Source organism: uncultured Proteiniphilum sp., from assembly GCF_937873925.1.
In the GTDB taxonomy this organism is placed as follows: domain Bacteria; phylum Bacteroidota; class Bacteroidia; order Bacteroidales; family Dysgonomonadaceae; genus Proteiniphilum.
In genome coordinates, this window is the sequence record NZ_CALNAT010000251.1 from 1 (window position 1) to 16,746 (window position 16,746).

Annotated in this window: 12 protein-coding genes; 9 read left to right on the forward strand and 3 right to left on the reverse strand. The window is 41.8% G+C overall.

Annotated features, from left to right (window positions below; genetic code table 11):
• The first annotated feature begins 204 nt into the window (after window positions 1-204).
• Genes Q0502_RS17665 through Q0502_RS17675 form a run of 3 tightly spaced genes read left to right on the forward strand, consistent with a single transcriptional unit; the run spans window position 205 to window position 4,383 of the window.
• Entirely contained in the window at window positions 205-2,643 is a 2,439-nt protein-coding gene (locus tag Q0502_RS17665; RefSeq protein WP_298653693.1) for a TonB-dependent receptor, read from the forward strand.
• 5 nt (window positions 2,644-2,648) lie between these two features.
• Complete coding sequence (locus tag Q0502_RS17670; RefSeq protein ID WP_298653695.1) at window positions 2,649-3,689, forward strand: histidine kinase; 1,041 nt, start codon at window positions 2,649-2,651, stop codon at window positions 3,687-3,689.
• Between the two features lies 1 nt (window position 3,690).
• Complete coding sequence (locus tag Q0502_RS17675; protein WP_019540717.1) at window positions 3,691-4,383, forward strand: LytTR family DNA-binding domain-containing protein; 693 nt, start codon at window positions 3,691-3,693, stop codon at window positions 4,381-4,383.
• 195 nt (window positions 4,384-4,578) lie between these two features.
• On the opposite strand, the gene Q0502_RS17680 is transcribed toward Q0502_RS17675, so the two are convergent.
• Window positions 4,579-6,309 (reverse strand): SWIM zinc finger family protein, encoded by a 1,731-nt coding sequence (locus Q0502_RS17680; protein WP_298653696.1) that lies wholly within the window; start codon window positions 6,307-6,309, stop codon window positions 4,579-4,581.
• Between the two features lie 650 nt (window positions 6,310-6,959).
• On the opposite strand from Q0502_RS17680, the gene Q0502_RS17685 reads away from it, so the two are divergent.
• From Q0502_RS17685 to Q0502_RS17695, 3 genes are all read left to right on the forward strand, one after another.
• Window positions 6,960-7,682 carry a DUF2071 domain-containing protein gene (locus Q0502_RS17685; RefSeq protein ID WP_298653697.1) on the forward strand — a complete coding sequence of 241 codons (723 nt, stop codon included), beginning with the start codon at window positions 6,960-6,962 and terminating at the stop codon, window positions 7,680-7,682.
• A gap of 305 nt (window positions 7,683-7,987) precedes the next feature.
• Entirely contained in the window at window positions 7,988-8,218 is a 231-nt protein-coding gene (locus Q0502_RS17690) for a hypothetical protein (protein ID WP_298653698.1), read from the forward strand.
• Window positions 8,199-8,630 (forward strand): putative toxin-antitoxin system toxin component, PIN family, encoded by a 432-nt coding sequence (locus tag Q0502_RS17695; protein ID WP_298653699.1) that lies wholly within the window; start codon window positions 8,199-8,201, stop codon window positions 8,628-8,630. Before Q0502_RS17690 ends, Q0502_RS17695 begins: the two co-directional genes overlap by 20 nt.
• 308 nt (window positions 8,631-8,938) lie before the next feature.
• On the opposite strand, the gene Q0502_RS17700 is transcribed toward Q0502_RS17695, so the two are convergent.
• Complete coding sequence (locus tag Q0502_RS17700) at window positions 8,939-11,389, reverse strand: TonB-dependent receptor (protein ID WP_298653700.1); 2,451 nt, start codon at window positions 11,387-11,389, stop codon at window positions 8,939-8,941.
• 284 nt (window positions 11,390-11,673) lie between these two features.
• On the opposite strand from Q0502_RS17700, the gene Q0502_RS17705 reads away from it, so the two are divergent.
• The 3 genes from Q0502_RS17705 (at window position 11,674) to Q0502_RS17715 (ending at window position 14,959) form a co-directional block, all read left to right on the forward strand.
• A complete protein-coding gene (locus tag Q0502_RS17705; protein WP_298653701.1) occupies window positions 11,674-12,684 on the forward strand; it encodes a histidine kinase in 1,011 nt (336 codons plus the stop codon).
• Window positions 12,681-13,430, forward strand: coding sequence for a LytTR family DNA-binding domain-containing protein (locus tag Q0502_RS17710; protein WP_298653702.1), 750 nt, complete (start codon window positions 12,681-12,683; stop codon window positions 13,428-13,430). The genes Q0502_RS17705 and Q0502_RS17710 overlap by 4 nt, the downstream gene beginning before the upstream one ends.
• Before the next feature lie 464 nt (window positions 13,431-13,894).
• Complete coding sequence (locus tag Q0502_RS17715) at window positions 13,895-14,959, forward strand: rhodanese-related sulfurtransferase (protein ID WP_298653704.1); 1,065 nt, start codon at window positions 13,895-13,897, stop codon at window positions 14,957-14,959.
• On the opposite strand, the gene Q0502_RS17720 is transcribed toward Q0502_RS17715, so the two are convergent.
• Window positions 14,916-16,550: an ABC-F family ATP-binding cassette domain-containing protein gene (locus Q0502_RS17720; RefSeq protein ID WP_298653705.1), complete on the reverse strand. Its 1,635-nt coding sequence runs from the start codon at window positions 16,548-16,550 to the stop codon at window positions 14,916-14,918. The two genes, Q0502_RS17715 and Q0502_RS17720, sit on opposite strands and share 44 nt — an antisense overlap.
• Window positions 16,551-16,746: the final 196 nt, after the last annotated feature.

Genomic DNA, 16,746 nt, shown 5'->3' on the forward strand with positions numbered 1-16,746 from the left:
TACTCGATCTTTGGAGTTTCTTTAGATTCGTTAGGATAATCCAGTTAGATCCGTCAGAGTTTTATTAGAGTTTATCTTGATATTTTGATATTTTCATTTTTTTGTTGATGTATCTTGTTTCTGATCATTCGTCAATGAAAAACTACCGTTCATCACAATAATTTTGCCTCGCTGACTTCGGAATATAGTTTTGTCTAAAAAAAGATGAAACGAATAATTTTGATTTTTGCGCTCTGTTTTGTTGTTTTTCTGAAGCTTAATGCTCAAACCGGTCAGGTTGTATTGTCGGGCGTTGTAGAGGACAATAAGGGTGTGGCGCAGGAAAATGCTACTTTGTTATTATTGAATGCTGCTGATTCTTCGTATGTCTCTGGTACGGTGACGGATTTGTCCGGTAAATATAACTTCCTTGATGTACCGCGCGGTCGTTATTTGTTGGAAATAGCCATGTTGGGCTATGTAAAACAAATGAGGCCAATATTGATTGAAGGTGGGAAGAAGCAGATCCTCTCGCCAGTAGTTATGGAAGAAGATGTGCATATGTTGCCCGATGTGGTGGTTACGGCTGAGAAAAAACAGATAGAACTGGAGGCAGGGAAAACGGTTGTTAATATTTCTTCTTTGCTGGCGGCGTCCAAGAGCAACGCGTTTGATGTGCTGAAGAATATTCCCGGTGTCCTGGTGCGTGAGGACGGTTCTATCTATTTGTACGGGCAAGCGGGAGTGAATGTGCTGATAGACGATAAACTAACTTATTTGTCCGGGGAAAATCTGGCGAACCTGCTCAGGTCTATTCCGTCCACTTCGGTGGACAAGATTGAACTGACCACACATCCGTCTTCCCGTTACGATGCGTCCGGTAATTCGGGTTTGATCAATATTCAGACCAAGAAAGTGAAGATACAGGGAGTTAATCTTTCGGTCTATTCTAATTATCAACAAGGAAAGCGCGCAAAAGGATATGAAAGCATAAACTTCTCCATGCGTGGGAACAGATTGAATTTCTATACAGACTATTCCTATAATTGGGGCAAGAACTATATGGATATGGTTTCAGAGAGATATTATCCTCTGACTGAAAGTCAAGAGTCGGATATATTGACACTACGAATGACCGCCGACCGGCAAATGCGTCATAAATCTCATTTTATACGTAGTGGAGCAGGCTATGAATTGTCTGACCGAATCACATTGGATGCTTACATTACGGCAAACTGGTACGAGTGGGGAAAGCATGAAACTACTGATTCGAGGTTTTTTATTTCTTCATCAACTGAGGATTCATTACGAATAACATGGAATGTGTTAAAGGTTAAACATTCGAATTTTACCGGTGGAACAAGCTTGCTATATGCTTTCAGAGAAAAAGGAAAGTGGGATGTTTCTTTCGATTTCCAGCGTTTTGGAAGAGAAAATAACCAATCGCAAAGTAGTCGTTTTGAAACATCTTCCACAAGTATGGACAACGATTTGCTAACCGGAAATATGGATGGCGATATTGATATTAACACCGGACAAACAAATATTACCTATCCACTTTCCGAACGGACAACTTTAGATGCAGGTGCGAAAACAGCCTTTATCTCTATTGGCAGTACAGCATTGTATAGGAACTACTATGACGATGAATGGATGAATAATACACAGTTGAGTAATAGTTTCTTTTATGATGAAAACATCAATGCGGCTTATGTAAAATTGAAAACGACTATTTTGCCGTCTTTATCTGTTGATGCCGGATTACGTTTAGAGAATACGAATGTCAAAAGCCGGCAAACAGACTTAACCGAAAAAGGAGATTCGCTTTTTTCAAATCACTACACAAATCTGTTTCCCAATCTGATTACCCAATATAAATTATCCGAAAATCATTTATTATCATTCATGTATGGTCGCCGCATTAACCGACCAAATTACAGGGATCTAAATCCTTTTACTGAAATAAATGACACCTATACACGTGAACAGGGAAATACAGAACTCAAACCCGAATTCTCCGACAATTTTGAATTGTCATATTTCTTCAGACAACAATATGGGCTTAACCTTCAATACAGCCGTCGGACAGACCCTATAGCCAAGAGTTATATCATAAAAGAAAATCAACTTATTATTGTTACCCCGAAAAATTTGCAGACAAACCATGCCTATCGGGTTCGTTTGTCTTTGAATAATATGAAGCCTTTTTCCTGGTGGACAATACATGTAAACGGGACATTGACATACAACCGGTTTAATTGGGCGTTAAACGACACGGAAGAAGTCAATGAGGCTCTGACACCTATGGTACATGTTAGTAATCAAATGAGTTTACCCTATGGGTGGACAGCAGAGATAACAGGATTTTACAACGGACGGATGGCAGAAGGACAGGCACGCGTACATCCTCTTGGCCAGGTTTCAGCCGGAGTCAGAAAAAACATATTTAAGAACAAGGCCTCTGTTCAGTTCAGTATTGATGATATCTTTGCGACAAACCGTGTGCATATTGATTTGGTTGGATCAACAAAAGGCTGGTACAAGGAGAAAACGGATACCAGGATGGCAGGCGTGTTATTTATCTGGCGCTTCAATTCAGGAAGTGCAACAAAAGATTCACGACAAAACAATAGGTTAGAAGAAAGCAAAAGATTAAATTTGTGATACTGATGAATATAATAAAGAAAGATACCTTTTTCCGGTGGGTGATGCCCTTCTTCCTTGGCGTCGTGATGTTTAACGCACTGCGGGCAGTTACCGACCTGACCAAGAACGAAGGTTTCTGGACCGGTTCTCTTAGCCAGCATATTGTGTCGCAGTTGGTTGTAATCGGTATATGTTATGCTTTTGATATTATCTGGGGCCTTCGGTTTCTGAACAGGAAATATGATATACCGAAACGAGGTTTGTTTCAAAATGAATACCTTAAAACGTTCATATCGCTATTTGTCGGGCTAAACGTGGTGATGTTTATTGGAGAGCGTATCGGCGTTCTCTATATGGGTAATGGGATTATTGATTACATGATTGCCAATGTAATATGTATTCCGATTGCTCTACTTTATTATTCCATGGTACGGAGCGATATGATAAACAATAATTTCATTGAACAAGCCTTGCTGTTGGAGAAGGTTCGGAATGAAAACTTAGACACCGAACTCAAATACCTGAAAGCCCAATATCATCCTCATTTTCTGTTTAATGCTTTGAATACGATTTATTTCCAGACAAAGGAAGAGGAAGCCCGTAAAAGTATTGAGCTATTGTCCGAACTGTTACGTTATCAGTTATACAATGTGAACAAGATTGTAACGGTCGGAGAGGAAATCAGCTTTATACAATCTTATATTAGTTTTCAGAAGCAGCGAGTCAGCAAACGCCTGCAACTGCAAGCCGATTACGATTCTTTTTTGTCCGAACAGAAGATACATCCCTTACTGTTTCAGCCTCTTCTGGAGAATGCCTTTAAATATGTAGGAGGGGAGTATCGGATTTGGTTATCCTTTAAGCTCGAAGGAGAAGCGATCTGTTTTACGTTGGAAAATTCAATAGCCGACCTGAAGGATGAAGAAAAAAGAAAAGAAGGCATAGGCATTGAGAATCTGAAAAGGAGGCTGGAACTTTTGTACCCCTCGGCACACGAATTAAAGCTGACTCAGACAGTAAATACATATTCGGCCGAATTACGGATTAAACCCGAAAAAGATTGATATGGAAATAAAATGTATTATAACAGATGATGAACCGACTGCCCGTGCCGGACTGACCGAATACGTGGATAAGATTGACTTTCTGACTTTAGTCGGTGAGTGCGAAGATGCTATTCAACTGAATAATATGTTGAAGACCGTACAGCCGGACTTGCTCTTTCTGGATATTGAGATGCCTTATATGTCCGGCCTCCAGCTATTGTCGAGTCTCCGTAATCCCCCTAAAGTGATTATCACCTCTGCATATGATCGTTATGCAATAGATGGATATGAGTTAGATGTGGTCGATTATCTTTTAAAGCCTATTTCGTTTGACCGTTTTCTGAAAGCTGTCAATAAGGTGCATAACCTGATTGGGCAAGAGCAACATGTTGATGACCAGAAGCATATTTTTGTAAGGACAGATAAGCAATTAAAGAAGGTGGTCCTAAATGACATCCTGTTCATTGAGAGCATGGAAAATTATGTTTTGATTCATACAGCAGGCTCAAAAGAAGTAGTTCGGATGGCATTGAAACAATTACTTGATATCCTACCGCAGAAAAACTTTTTGCAAGTGCACCGTTCTTATATTGTCAATACGCATCACGTGCAGGGTATTGATGGCAATACATTGGTTATTGGTCAGTATAAAATCACTGTCGCCCGTAATTTGAGAGATCGGGTGTTCGATATACTATTGTCATGTAGATAAAGAAGATGGTGCATCAAACCATAAAATAACGACACTATCCCCTGAAGTGTGTAAGTAGTAAATGAAGGGTCTTTTTAAAAAAGTGGAGAAACCCTTATCACTTAAATCCAGAATAGCTGTAACTTATTCAGTAAGCATGAGTCAAGGTCAATACACATGAAATACTCTTATCCGTTGCTTTGAAATATCTTCCAGCTATACTTTCGTTAATTCTTCAAGCAATGCTCTCCTGTTCTTATATTGGATTCTCAGATCCCCGATCAGTTTATCAACTATCTGGCTGCCGCCTAATTTTTTCATTCTCCGCATATAACGGCACGCATCTTTATAGTGCGACCGTCCTATATTATTCTCAACAAAAGACCGGAGTTGAGTGTCATAAAGAGTTACCAGTTGCTCCGGATATAAAGCACCCAAATGTTTTTCCGCAGCTTCTATCCGGGATAAGGTGGTATTTTTCTGCAACAGGGATAGATACCGCTCCCAATATTCTTCCCAGATATAGAAAGAAGCAAGCTTCTCATAATCCACCCACTTCCCTTTTTTGAAAATCTCAGCAATTATATTTTCAAGGTATTTATCCCATGAGTCAGCAGGGATTGTCTTTTTTAACAGGTCATAGTAATATTTCAGCGATTGGGAGTATCCATTCCTATTCATTACGAAATAGCGGGCCAGGCGAATTGTATTTTCATTGTCACCCCGCTTCTGGTAGATATCCAATTGGTATTCCCTCCATTTGTCGGCTAATCCGCTGAATTCTTTGTCGTCTTTTGCGATGCCGTCATGCGTTAATTCAAGCGCATATTGATAATCTTTTGCCCTTATTGCTTCCCCGATCAGCTTTTCTCTGAAATCGGGATTGGAAATATTTTCTTTCAGATATTGTATAACGGCCCCTTCGCTTTCCGTTTTTAACAACAGTTCCTGCATCAATTCCTGTGCCTTCCTGTAATCCCAGTCCCAACTTTTTCCGGTGGGTTTGATCTTATTTATAATTGCTTTGATTTGTTCCTTCTCCTGAGAAGTTTTCAACAGACGGATCGCAAAAGATATCAGATCAAATTTCCAGTCCCAACCGTCTAATTTTCCACTCCCATAGGTAGTGACAAGTTGATTAAAAATATCAATACGCAATGATTCATCCATATTTTCATCAACAAGCGTGTCAAGAAGCCTGATAGCCTCTTCAATACAGCCTCCGATATAACCGCCACTGTCATCAGCAGAGTTCAACACTGGTGTGACCTCTTCCAATACAGCAAAAATAACAGATAAAGCATCTTTGTATTTTTTGTTTTCAATATTTCTCCTGGAATCATCTAACATCTCAGACACAGCCCTACTGAATTCTCCCACCTCCCGATATGCAATGAAACCATACTGACCCGAATAAACATCGGCCAGGTCTTGAATCTGGCTTTTATAAAACTCTTTGGATGCAGAGGCCGGAGCATTAATGTAGGCAAATTTTGTAAGGAATCGAAACCTGAATTCTTTATCGCTTTTACAAGCCTGCCGGATAAAACCTTTTAAATCATTATCGGACAAGGCCGTCAGGATTTCTTCTATTTGTTCGGGTATGGTTTCCTTCTTCGGTTGAGAACTTGTGACGGATATTTTTTTCTTTGACACCGGTATATTGTCAATATCGATATAATCCTTTTGTAAATAAAAAAGAGTTGCTGCTATATGCTTGCATACCGGTCCCATATCATACGGGCAATCGCATCTATAATCTTCTACGATCCCATTTCTTATAGTCAGATTGACTGTGTAATCCTCCGATCCTTCAACCGAAGCTTCATACTCTCCTGCACCAAGCTCTTCTATATGGCTGATATGTCCCTCCCTATAATATTGGAGACCTCGTTTCAGGATAATTTCATCTATTTGATGTTCAAATTCGGATAATGATATTTTCATATTTTTTTTCAGCCTGATTGGCAAAAATGAGAAATTCAATCATTTCTTTCACTTTCCATATTTTCATGGAATAATTGTTTTAAATGATCATACAAATGCCTTTATTGATTTCGTTACCATCGTAAGGTTCAGGTAGCGCTTTTTTCCCAAGTTATCTTATATAAAGCATGCAATATTGAATATTTATTTCCTTATTATAAGGAAGATTTTCAATCTTTATTTCCTTTTTGAGAGGACAAATATAAAAAAAGAAATAAAGAAGAAAGAATAAAGTTTATATTGAGCCACTGGCGGTTGTTGACTGTGGACTACCGGGTGTATGATGATGCAAAATCAGCTATATTTGGTATATAATATTAATTACTAGACTTATGTATACCAATATACTTTAGTAGCGTATTAACAAAATCACTCCGCGAATGTTGTCCAAAGAGTTAAGGGGATCTGGAGGTAAACGGTATTGTGACAAGAACGGTTTAGTTCTCCTCCGGCATCATTAGCAAAGGCGATAATCGTATTTACAATTAGCACATAGCAATGAATAGAAACTAATTCCCACATTAGCATATTGGCTTACAAGTTTTTAAAAATTATTTCATATCTTTACGCCATTATCGGATAAAGTGACTATACTGAACGAACAATAACGAATGAAATTTATTCAAGACATATTAGCGGACACTTCTCACAGGCCTTTTGAACTTCCGGATGGTCCATGGATTTATTATCAAGAGTGGAACAATGCATTATTTTTACATTGGACAATCCCATTTGATATTTTAAGAAAATGCGTTCCTTCGGATTTACTCATCGACACCTTTGAAGGCAACTGCTACATTTCCTTAGTCGCTTTTACGATGGAAAAAACCAGACCTAAGTTTTTACCCTCAATTGATTATATATCTAACTTTGACGGAATAAATTTAAGGACATACATAGACCACAATGATAAAAAAGGAGTTTATTTTTTGAGCATTGGAGCAGGAAAATCACTTTCATCATTTATTGCAAAAACAATATCAGGACTTCCCTACGAAAAATTTAATATCAATCGGACGAACAAAACCTATTCCTCAAATAATATCCGAAGAGATTTTACCTTTAATGCAGAGTTTGAAATTAAACAGGAATTAGATCATAAAACGGAACTGGACAAGTGGTTGACAGAACGCTACTGCTTGTATCTTGACAAGGATAATAAAATTTACCGTTACGATATTCATCATAAAGAATGGACATTGAAGAACGTAAATATTAAGACACTAAACTTAAGTTACAAAATTGGCGACGTACATTTTGCGGACCACCCACCCACCCTGTCACACTATTCAGACGGAGTAAAAGTAATTGGATGGAGACGACAGAAGGTATAAAATCAATTACCCATTCAACTCGTACGCTTCGTAGACAGATTTTAGTTTATAAAACCCATTCTCTTTTAAATAGTTGCGGATACCAAGGATTCTTATTATCTGTGTAATTGCGTAAAAACACATAATACATACGATTTAACGGTATCAATTATGGATATAAGCACAATTATATAACAAATTATTTGAGAAATAGATGAAATAACAAAATAAAATCTGATGGTGATCCTGATAAAACGTAAACATCAGAGATTTTGAAAACTGGAAATTCGATAGAATTTTGTATCTTTGAAAAAAATAATCGAGTTATGAAAACGGCATTACAATTAGAAGTAACATTTGATCAAGTTTTATCTTTGGTAAAACGCTTGCCGAAAAAAGATAAAATAAGACTCACCAAAGAGTTAGAAAAAGACGTTATCGATACAAAATTGACAAAACTTCTTAAATCATTCAAAACAAATGACTTGGATTTAAGTGATATTGACAGCGAAGTTGAAAGCGTAAGACAAGAAATTTATGAAAAGCAAAACGGTTAAAGTCATCTTTGACACCAATGTTTGGATTAGTTTCTTGATTGGAAAACGATTGTCGAAAATTAAGCGACATATTTCCGACGGAAGTATTTTGATTGTTACCACAGAGCAACTTTTATCAGAAATCAAGATTGTTACAAGCAGGGAAAAGCTTAAAAAGTATTTCCCAAAAGAAAGCGTTAAAGAACTGATTGAACTTTTAGAAACAATCGCTGAAAAAGTAGAGATAAAACCTACACATTTTATCAATCGAGACCCGAAAGACAATTTTCTGTTGGATTTGATTGATTACTCAAAAGCAGATTATTTGGTTACAGGAGATAAAGATTTGTTGGAACATAATCCGTTTAAAACAGCAAAAATCTTAAATCCGACCGAATTTGAGAAAGAAATTGAAAAAATACCGACCCGCTAACATCGTAATTTTATAGCTGTAATTTAAAACGTGTATAATCCCGATTTTAATTATGTCGAATTCGACATAATTAAAAGTCAGGCTGGTCTGAATAGTTTAGAGTCAGTGTAAAATACTTAATGGAAAACAGATGCAGGTGCTTCAGGATATAGAAAGTCGTAAAGTTCTAAAATAAAAAAAGAGGGCTAATAACTCATTAAAATTTGTAAACCAGACATAAAGATACATATTCCTTATTCCCTTTACCGCGGGGAACGACAATTGGGACGTAGAGTGGCATAATGCACAATATGGCAATGTGGGTAAATTCAGAATTCTTCGTCGTCCATCATGGGCTCCTGGCGATCATTATTCCGGTTGCCATTCATATTGCCGAAAGAATAAGTAAGGGTCAGCCCGATGGTTCTTCCCGAGACCCTGAACATATTCTCCTGCTGGAATCCGGCGCCGGAAGTGACCGTAACCCTTCTCCGGGTCTCAAAAATATCGCGTCCGTTGAGTGTCAGATGCAATGCCCGGTTGAGGAATGACTTCCGGAAACCGATATCAACCGACCCGTTCGGCTTCATGTAACCCTGTGAGACGATCTGCCTGGAATTGTAATTTCCCGTAACCTGCATGGTGATGTCGTACGGCAGGGCAGCATTGGCTACGATGCGCCCGTTCCAGGAAAAATCGTCATCAGCTTCTCCCGTTACCGGCTCCTGTGCGCCGGGAGGAAGATAACTGAAACCGGAGAGGCTATTGTAATAGAGATTGAGGGTGGAAGTGAGATCCAGAAAACGGAACAGGTTGTTCTTGACAATGAACTCCACGCCCGCAGACTGTGTTTTCGCCACATTCGCATGCGTACTCATCAGGATGTTATCGGCGTTCAGATAGTTGATCCGCTGGATCACATCGGCCGTATTCCGGTAATACAGCGAAGTGGATAACATGTGATTATCCCAGCTTTTGATATAGTTCAGTTCCAGCGCATTGGAATATTCCGGCGTAAGGTACGGGTTACCGTACGTGATATTGGTGGAATCCATTACGTTCATGAAAGGGTTCAACTGCCCTCTGCGGGGGCGGGAAACCCTCCGGGTGTAATTCAACTGGAGTTCGTTATTCCCGGGTAATGTGTAGGATAGGAAAGCACTGGGATAAAGACTCAGGTAATCATTTTCATAAGGGGCTACCTTGCCATCTGTTTCGCCGTATGCCAGGGATTTGGTATCCATCCGGGTATATTCGCCTCTTAATCCCGTCTGGAATCCGAAGTTACCGATCCGTTTCGAGTAGGTGGCGTACAAGGCATGCACATCCTGGTTATACCGGAAGAAATTGTAAAGGTCCTCATCGAACACAGCGGATTCCCCGGTGGGTCCCGAAACGGTTTCCACCGGGCTTTCCGTCCTTGACAGATCTCCCTTGTAACCGGCTTCGACCTTGTTCTGCCGCCCGAATTCGGTGACATAATCGAGTTGTATCTCCCAGGACCTCGAATCATTGTCGGATTGCTGAAACTGGTAGGAACTGCTCTCGCTTCCATCGGCAAATTCGGACTCCTGGGTAAACCGGGATTCTTCCTCACGATCCATTGTATGGTAGGAAACGGTCAGATCCAGATTGCTCTTCTCACTGAAATCCCTTCTGTAATTGAATTCCACATTTCCCATCTTCATGGTGTTTTCATTCTCCGAAAGCCGGAAGCTCCGGACAAACGAACCCGGGACATTGCTGCTGTAATCCATGCTGTCGTCTTCCTTTTCAAAATCGAGCAATCCGAACGTATTGATACTGAAATGGTCCTTCGTGGTGAGATGATACGTGATACCGGCACGCCCGAAATAAGGCCATTCACGTTCTTTGTCGCTCCTGATCTGGTTAAGGTATGATTGTGTATTTCCGGAGCCATCGATATAATTACGGTATGTATACCCCTGCCCTTCCCTTTCGCGCACACGGTGACCGATATTCAGGTAGGATTCGAACTTTCCGCTGCTGTAATTGATGTTGCCGCTCATGTTATAGCCGTTGCGGGTATCTGCCCCGGCCTGTATGCTGCCGTAATATCCGGCTTTGCGATCCCGTTTCAGGACGATATTGATGATCCCGGCAGTACCTTCGGGATTATACCTGGCGGAAGGGTTTGTGATCAGTTCCACCCGTTCGATACTTTCCGCCGGTAGTTGTTCCAGCACCTGGGCACGGTTATCTGCCGACAGGCCGGATGCCTTGCCGTTTATCCAGATGGTTACACTGGCATTTCCGCGTAAAGAGATCTCCCCTTCGGGATCGACTTCCACCGAGGGGATATTTGCCAGCACGTCGCTGGCGGAACCTCCGGTGGATGCGATGTTCTGCGCAACATTAAACACCCGCCGGTCTATTTCGAACCTCATCTGGGATTGTATGCCTTCAATGACCACTTCATCGAGCATCTGCACATCTTCGGAGAGTTGAAGGGTCCGGAAATTGACGTCCGGCCGGGAAGCGGATATGGTGAATTTTCTTTCCAGCGTTGTAAAACCGATCATGGAAATGCGGAGAATGTAAGTGCCGTTCTCTATGTTATCAATCCTGAATTCACCGCTTTCGTCGGTCGGTACGCCTCCGACCAGGGCATTGGTACGGGCGTCCTCAACGCTGACCGTGGCATAGGAGAGATTTTCCCGCGTTCCGGCATCCACTACTTTTCCCCGGACGCTTCCCTGATTAGCCGAAAGAGACAGAAAATAAAATAACATCAAAAAGGATAGTAAAAATATTTTCATACGATTATTTCATTTTTTACATCAAGGTGTATGGAACTCGCAATAATCATGTTTAGGGGTGTAATGATGTTCATGCTCGTTTCATAGTTCTTTGTTCTGATTGATTTCACCTAAAAACATCTTCATTGCTACAAAATTGCAGCATATCGGCGTTCAACAAACCGCTTTTTCCGTTAAAACGAAAAAAACAGCGGTATGGACGAAATTATCAAAGCTTTAAATCCGGGTGTTTTTAAGAACGGGTCTGAGAAAATTCTTACTTTTGTAAAAAAGGATGCATTACGATGGAACTGATCACAAAACTGTCCAACAAACGTTTGATGATGCTGAGCCTGATATTCGGGCTGTTTATCGTTTATCCCAATATGGTCAAGCTATGGGGAAAGTACAGTGCTGAATACCTGGCGAATTTCGGTTTTTTTATATTCCGCTATCTCTTTTTCAGTTCATTGATCTGGATGCTGGTATGGACCAATATCCGGAAGATGGACCAGGCCCTTTTTTCCAGGAGAATCGCGGTTTCCGTCCTGTTGACGAGCGTGGCTTATGCTTTGTACGTTTCCATATCCAGGATTACCGATACAAACCTGGACCAGTTCAGCGGGTTGCTGATTTTCCAGTTTATCGTGATATGTGCGCTTTGCCTGTTGCTCGGTTATATTTATACGCTCTACATAAAACAGCGGGAAAAAGAACATGAAATCGAACAATTGAAACTCGACAACCTCCAGAGTCGCTGCGAAGCGCTGACGAACCAGATCAACCCGCACTTTTTCTTCAATTCGCTGAACGGATTAGCGGCATTGGTGCGCAACCGGGACAAGGAGACAGTTCTTGAATACATCAACAAACTGTCGAACGTATTCCGGTACATCCTACGGAGCGACAGGAAAGGGCTCGTGCAACTGGAGGAGGAGATCGGTTTTCTGGATTCCTTCCGCTACCTGCAGGAAGTACGGTATGCCGACAAACTGTCGTTTGCGATAGATATCCCCCAGAACAAGCGCAACCTGCTGATACCGGCACTCTCCTTTCTTCCGTTACTGGAGAATGTGATCAAACACAACATGATCGACAGTGAGAATCCGATGGTGGTTTCCATTGCACTGAATGAACGGGATGAGCTGGTATTTTCAAATCCGATACAGAAGAAACTGAACCCGCCTACCGAAAGCGGGATAGGGCTTTCAAACCTGATCAGCCGTTTTTCACTGCTGCTTGACAGCGAGGTCAGGATTGAAACCGACGGCGGGATATTCCGGGTGTTCTTACCATTAAAGGAAAAGATCGTATGAAGGTATTGATCGTAGAAGATGAAACGGTTGCGGTCGACAACCTAAGAACCATATTGGCCGACCTTGCCCCGGAAATAGAAATCGCCGGAATTACTGAAAGTGTATCCCAAACGGTCCGATGGTTGGGAAAAAACCATCCACCGGACCTGATCTTCATGGATATCCATCTGTCGGACGGCTCTGCATTCAATATTTTTTCGGCTGTCACGGTAGAAATTCCCATTATATTCATTACGGCTTATGATGAATATGCGATCGAGGCATTCAGGGTAAACAGTATCGATTACATCCTGAAACCCATCGATCCCGTATATTTAAAACGGGCTTTGGATAAATACCATAACCTGGGTCGTACAGAAATTTACCGGTACTTGTCTAAAATGCCGGATCTGAGCCTTGTACAAGGCTACCCGGAAAGGCTCCTGATCCCTATTAACGATAAACTACTCCCTTTGTCGCTCGACCAGGTATCCTGTTTCTATACCTCGTCCGATGACACGAAGGTGTTTATGCGTAACGGGGAAAGTTACCCATACCGGAAAACGCTCGACAGCATCATGTCGACATTAAACCCGAAAGAATTCTTCCGGGCGAATAAACAATTTATCGTAGCAAAGAAAAGCGTGAAAGATATCACCATCTGGTTTGACAACCGGTTGTTACTGACCCTTGATACCGGAATCCCCGAGAGGATATATGTGAGTAAGAACCGGGCATCCGAATTCCGGCTATGGATTGTGGAATAACCATTTGGTGTAATACCTTTTACCTGTCATATACTGAAAGTACGCATTATCTTAGATCAAGGATATTATCAATTTCATCTTTCTTTAAAGCTCTTAGAGGATATGCCCGTTTTGTGATAAAATTCAATAGAATAACATAATAGTATGGAAATGATGATTAAGGTTAGTGACCTCTCCAAAATAGATATAATCTACAACTTTATACCAGATCAATTAAAATCGAAAAATTATAAAGAATATGAGTAAAATTTCAATGAAGAGAGTAAGCCGTGCCGTTTGAAAAAACTCTTATGGCAAATAAACTAAACATTAGACATTCTTGTTGTATTTCAGACGTGCATGTTTATGTTTAGCTTAACGAAAATGTTCAATTTCATCCGGCTATTTTCATGTCCGGCGCAGCTCAAACCGATAGGATTGCACCTCGTCCAATGAAAATAGTCTTTTAAAACCGTTTGTTTATCATGCCAGTACTCCATAACCGTATTTCCAACTCAGCGCTTAAATTGCAGATGTTGCAGGAAACCGAACCCCGCATTACGATATCGTTCTACAAATATTTCCGTATTGCTGACCCGCAACAATTCCGGGACAACCTTTACGCCCGATTCGACGCCATCAGGGTGTTCGGCCGCGTGTATATTGCGAAGGAAGGGATTAACGGGCAAATCTCCGTACCCGAAAGCAATAAAGATGCTTTCCGTGATATGCTGTATGCCGCCGACCGGGCGTTGAACGGCATCCGCCTGAACGTGGCGGTGGACGATGACGGCAAATCGTTTTGGGTACTACGCATGAAAGTACGCAACAAAGTGGTTGCCGACGGTATCGACAATCCGGCATTCGACCCTTCCAAAACGGGAAAGTACCTCAAAGCGCAGGAGTATAACGAAATCACGGAACATCCCGATACGATTGTCGTGGATATGCGCAACCATTATGAATACGAAGTGGGGCATTTTGAAAATGCGATTGAAGTACCTTCCGATACCTTCCGCGAGCAGTTGCCAATGGCAGTGGAAATGCTGAAAGAGCACAAGGACAAAAACATTGTGATGTACTGCACGGGCGGCATCCGTTGCGAAAAAGCGAGCGCCTATATGCTTTATAACGGATTCAAAAACGTGTATCATGTGGAAGGCGGCATTATTGAATACGTTCGCAAAGCGCGTGAAGAAAACCTTCCGGTGAAGTTTACCGGGAAGAATTTCGTATTCGACGAGCGGTTGGGCGAACGTATCTCGGAGGATGTGATTGCCCGCTGCCACCAGTGCGGTGCGCCCTGCGACATACATACCAACTGCAAAAACGAAGGTTGCCACCTGTTATTTATCCAATGCGGGAAATGTGCTGCGGGGATGCACGGATGCTGCTCCGACGAATGCAAACATGTGTTTCAACTACCCGAAGAAGAACGCAAAAAATTGCGAAAAGGGACTGACCGCGGACAAATGATTTTCAATAAATCGAGAAACAATCCCTTATTTATTTCCGCTCTATTTCCCGCAGGTTCCCCATCTTCTTTTTAGCCAGGAATCCATAGATATCTTCGAGGTGTCCGGTTACTTTTTGGTTGCCGAATTCGTACACTTTTTTCACCAAACCGTTCAGAAAATCGCGGTCGTGCGACACAACAATCAGCGTTCCGTCGAAATCGATCAGCGCCTGTTTCAGGATATCTTTGGTTTTCAGGTCGAGGTGGTTGGTCGGCTCATCGAGAATGAGCAGGTTTACCGGTTCGAGCAACAGTTTTATCATGGCCAGACGCGTGCGCTCGCCACCCGAGAGGACTTTTACCTTCTTGTCGATATCTTCCCGTCCAAACATAAACGCGCCCAGAATGTCCCGGATTTTCGTTCGGATATCGCCGACGGCAATATCGTCGATGGTCTGAAAAACGGTCAATTCCTCATCCAGAAGCGATGCCTGGTTTTGTGCAAAATAGCCGATTTTCACGTTGTGTCCCAATTGTAAATTCCCGCCGAAAGGGGTTTCGCCCATGATACATTTTACTAGCGTGGACTTCCCTTCCCCATTGCGGCCGACGAATGCCACTTTTTCGCCCCGTTCGATGGTGAAATCCACATCGTTGAAAATCAGTTTTTTGCCGTACGATTTGCTTACATTTTCTGCAGTAACGGGGTAGCTTCCCGAACGTGGAGCCGGAGGAAATCGCAGTTTCAGGGCTGACGTATCCACTTCATCCACCTCCACCAACTCCAGTTTTTCCAGCATTTTTACACGCGACTGCACCTGTAACATTTTCGAATACGTGCTTTTAAACCGTTCGATAAACTCTTTGGTTTCGGCAATCATTTTCTGTTGGTCGTCGTACTGTTTTTGCTGCTGTTCGCGGCGTTCTTTCCGCAACCCAAGGTAATGCGAGTAGGTAGCTTTGTAATCGTAAATACGCCCCATGGTAACTTCGATGGTGCGGTTGGTAATGTTGTCTACAAACGCACGGTCGTGCGAAATGACAACCACCGCTTTGGCGCTGTTGATGAGAAAATCTTCAAACCATTCAACGGAATCGATATCGAGGTGGTTGGTCGGCTCGTCGAGCAAAATAAGATCGGGATCCTGCAAAAGGATTTTTGCCAGTTCGATGCGCATGCGCCAGCCGCCGCTGAATTCCGACGTCATCCGGTTGAAATCGCTCCGTACGAATCCTAATCCGAGCAGCGTTTTTTCCACGGCAGCATCGTAGTTGATCTCTTCGATGCCGTAAAATTTTTCGCTCAATGCGGTAACCTGTTCAATGAGTTGCATATATTCGTCCGATTCATAATCGGTACGTACGGTAAGTTCGCTGTTGATACGCTCAATCTCCTCCTCCAACTGTTGGATATGCGAAAAAGCCTGCGCTGTTTCTTCGAAAACAGTGCGTTCATCTTCGGTCATCAGGTGTTGCGGAAGGTAAGCAATGGTGAAATCCTTGGGCATGGAAACCCTCCCTTTGGTCGGCTCCCGCACACCTGCCAGAATTTTCAGCAATGTGGATTTTCCCGCACCGTTTTTACCCATCAGAGCAATGCGGTCTTTGGGATTTATAACAAAAGAGATGTCCGAAAATAATGCCGCTCCTCCGAACTCTACGGCTAATCCGTCAACTAATACCATATCTTGTTTTATTTTTTCAGGCTGCAAAGATACGTGTTGAAATCCGGTTGAGGAAATCAAAAGACGGATAAGGGATTGAATTGATACCTTACCTTGTATCTATTTGTTATGCCTGTTATCCCAAAACACATTAATTTACTGCTGAAAAATCATTGTTTTTGAGTATTGCGTAATAGATCGCGAGAGAGTAACTTTA

Bases quoted from the DNA above. Each gene is read 5' to 3' on its own strand.
- Q0502_RS17695 (WP_298653699.1), top strand. From the start codon at position 8,199: ATGAAAAGCAAAACGGTTAAAGTCATCTTTGACACCAATGTTTGGATT.
- Q0502_RS17690 (WP_298653698.1), top strand. From the start codon at position 7,988: ATGAAAACGGCATTACAATTAGAAGTAACATTTGATCAAGTTTTATCT.
- Q0502_RS17710 (WP_298653702.1), top strand. From the start codon at position 12,681: ATGAAGGTATTGATCGTAGAAGATGAAACGGTTGCGGTCGACAACCTA.
- Q0502_RS17715 (WP_298653704.1), top strand. From the start codon at position 13,895: ATGCCAGTACTCCATAACCGTATTTCCAACTCAGCGCTTAAATTGCAG.
- Q0502_RS17680 (WP_298653696.1), bottom strand. From the start codon at position 6,309: ATGAAAATATCATTATCCGAATTTGAACATCAAATAGATGAAATTATC.
- Q0502_RS17720 (WP_298653705.1), bottom strand. From the start codon at position 16,550: ATGGTATTAGTTGACGGATTAGCCGTAGAGTTCGGAGGAGCGGCATTA.
- Q0502_RS17665 (WP_298653693.1), top strand. From the start codon at position 205: ATGAAACGAATAATTTTGATTTTTGCGCTCTGTTTTGTTGTTTTTCTG.
- Q0502_RS17700 (WP_298653700.1), bottom strand. From the start codon at position 11,389: ATGAAAATATTTTTACTATCCTTTTTGATGTTATTTTATTTTCTGTCT.
- Q0502_RS17670 (WP_298653695.1), top strand. From the start codon at position 2,649: ATGAATATAATAAAGAAAGATACCTTTTTCCGGTGGGTGATGCCCTTC.
- Q0502_RS17705 (WP_298653701.1), top strand. From the start codon at position 11,674: ATGGAACTGATCACAAAACTGTCCAACAAACGTTTGATGATGCTGAGC.
- Q0502_RS17675 (WP_019540717.1), top strand. From the start codon at position 3,691: ATGGAAATAAAATGTATTATAACAGATGATGAACCGACTGCCCGTGCC.
- Q0502_RS17685 (WP_298653697.1), top strand. From the start codon at position 6,960: ATGAAATTTATTCAAGACATATTAGCGGACACTTCTCACAGGCCTTTT.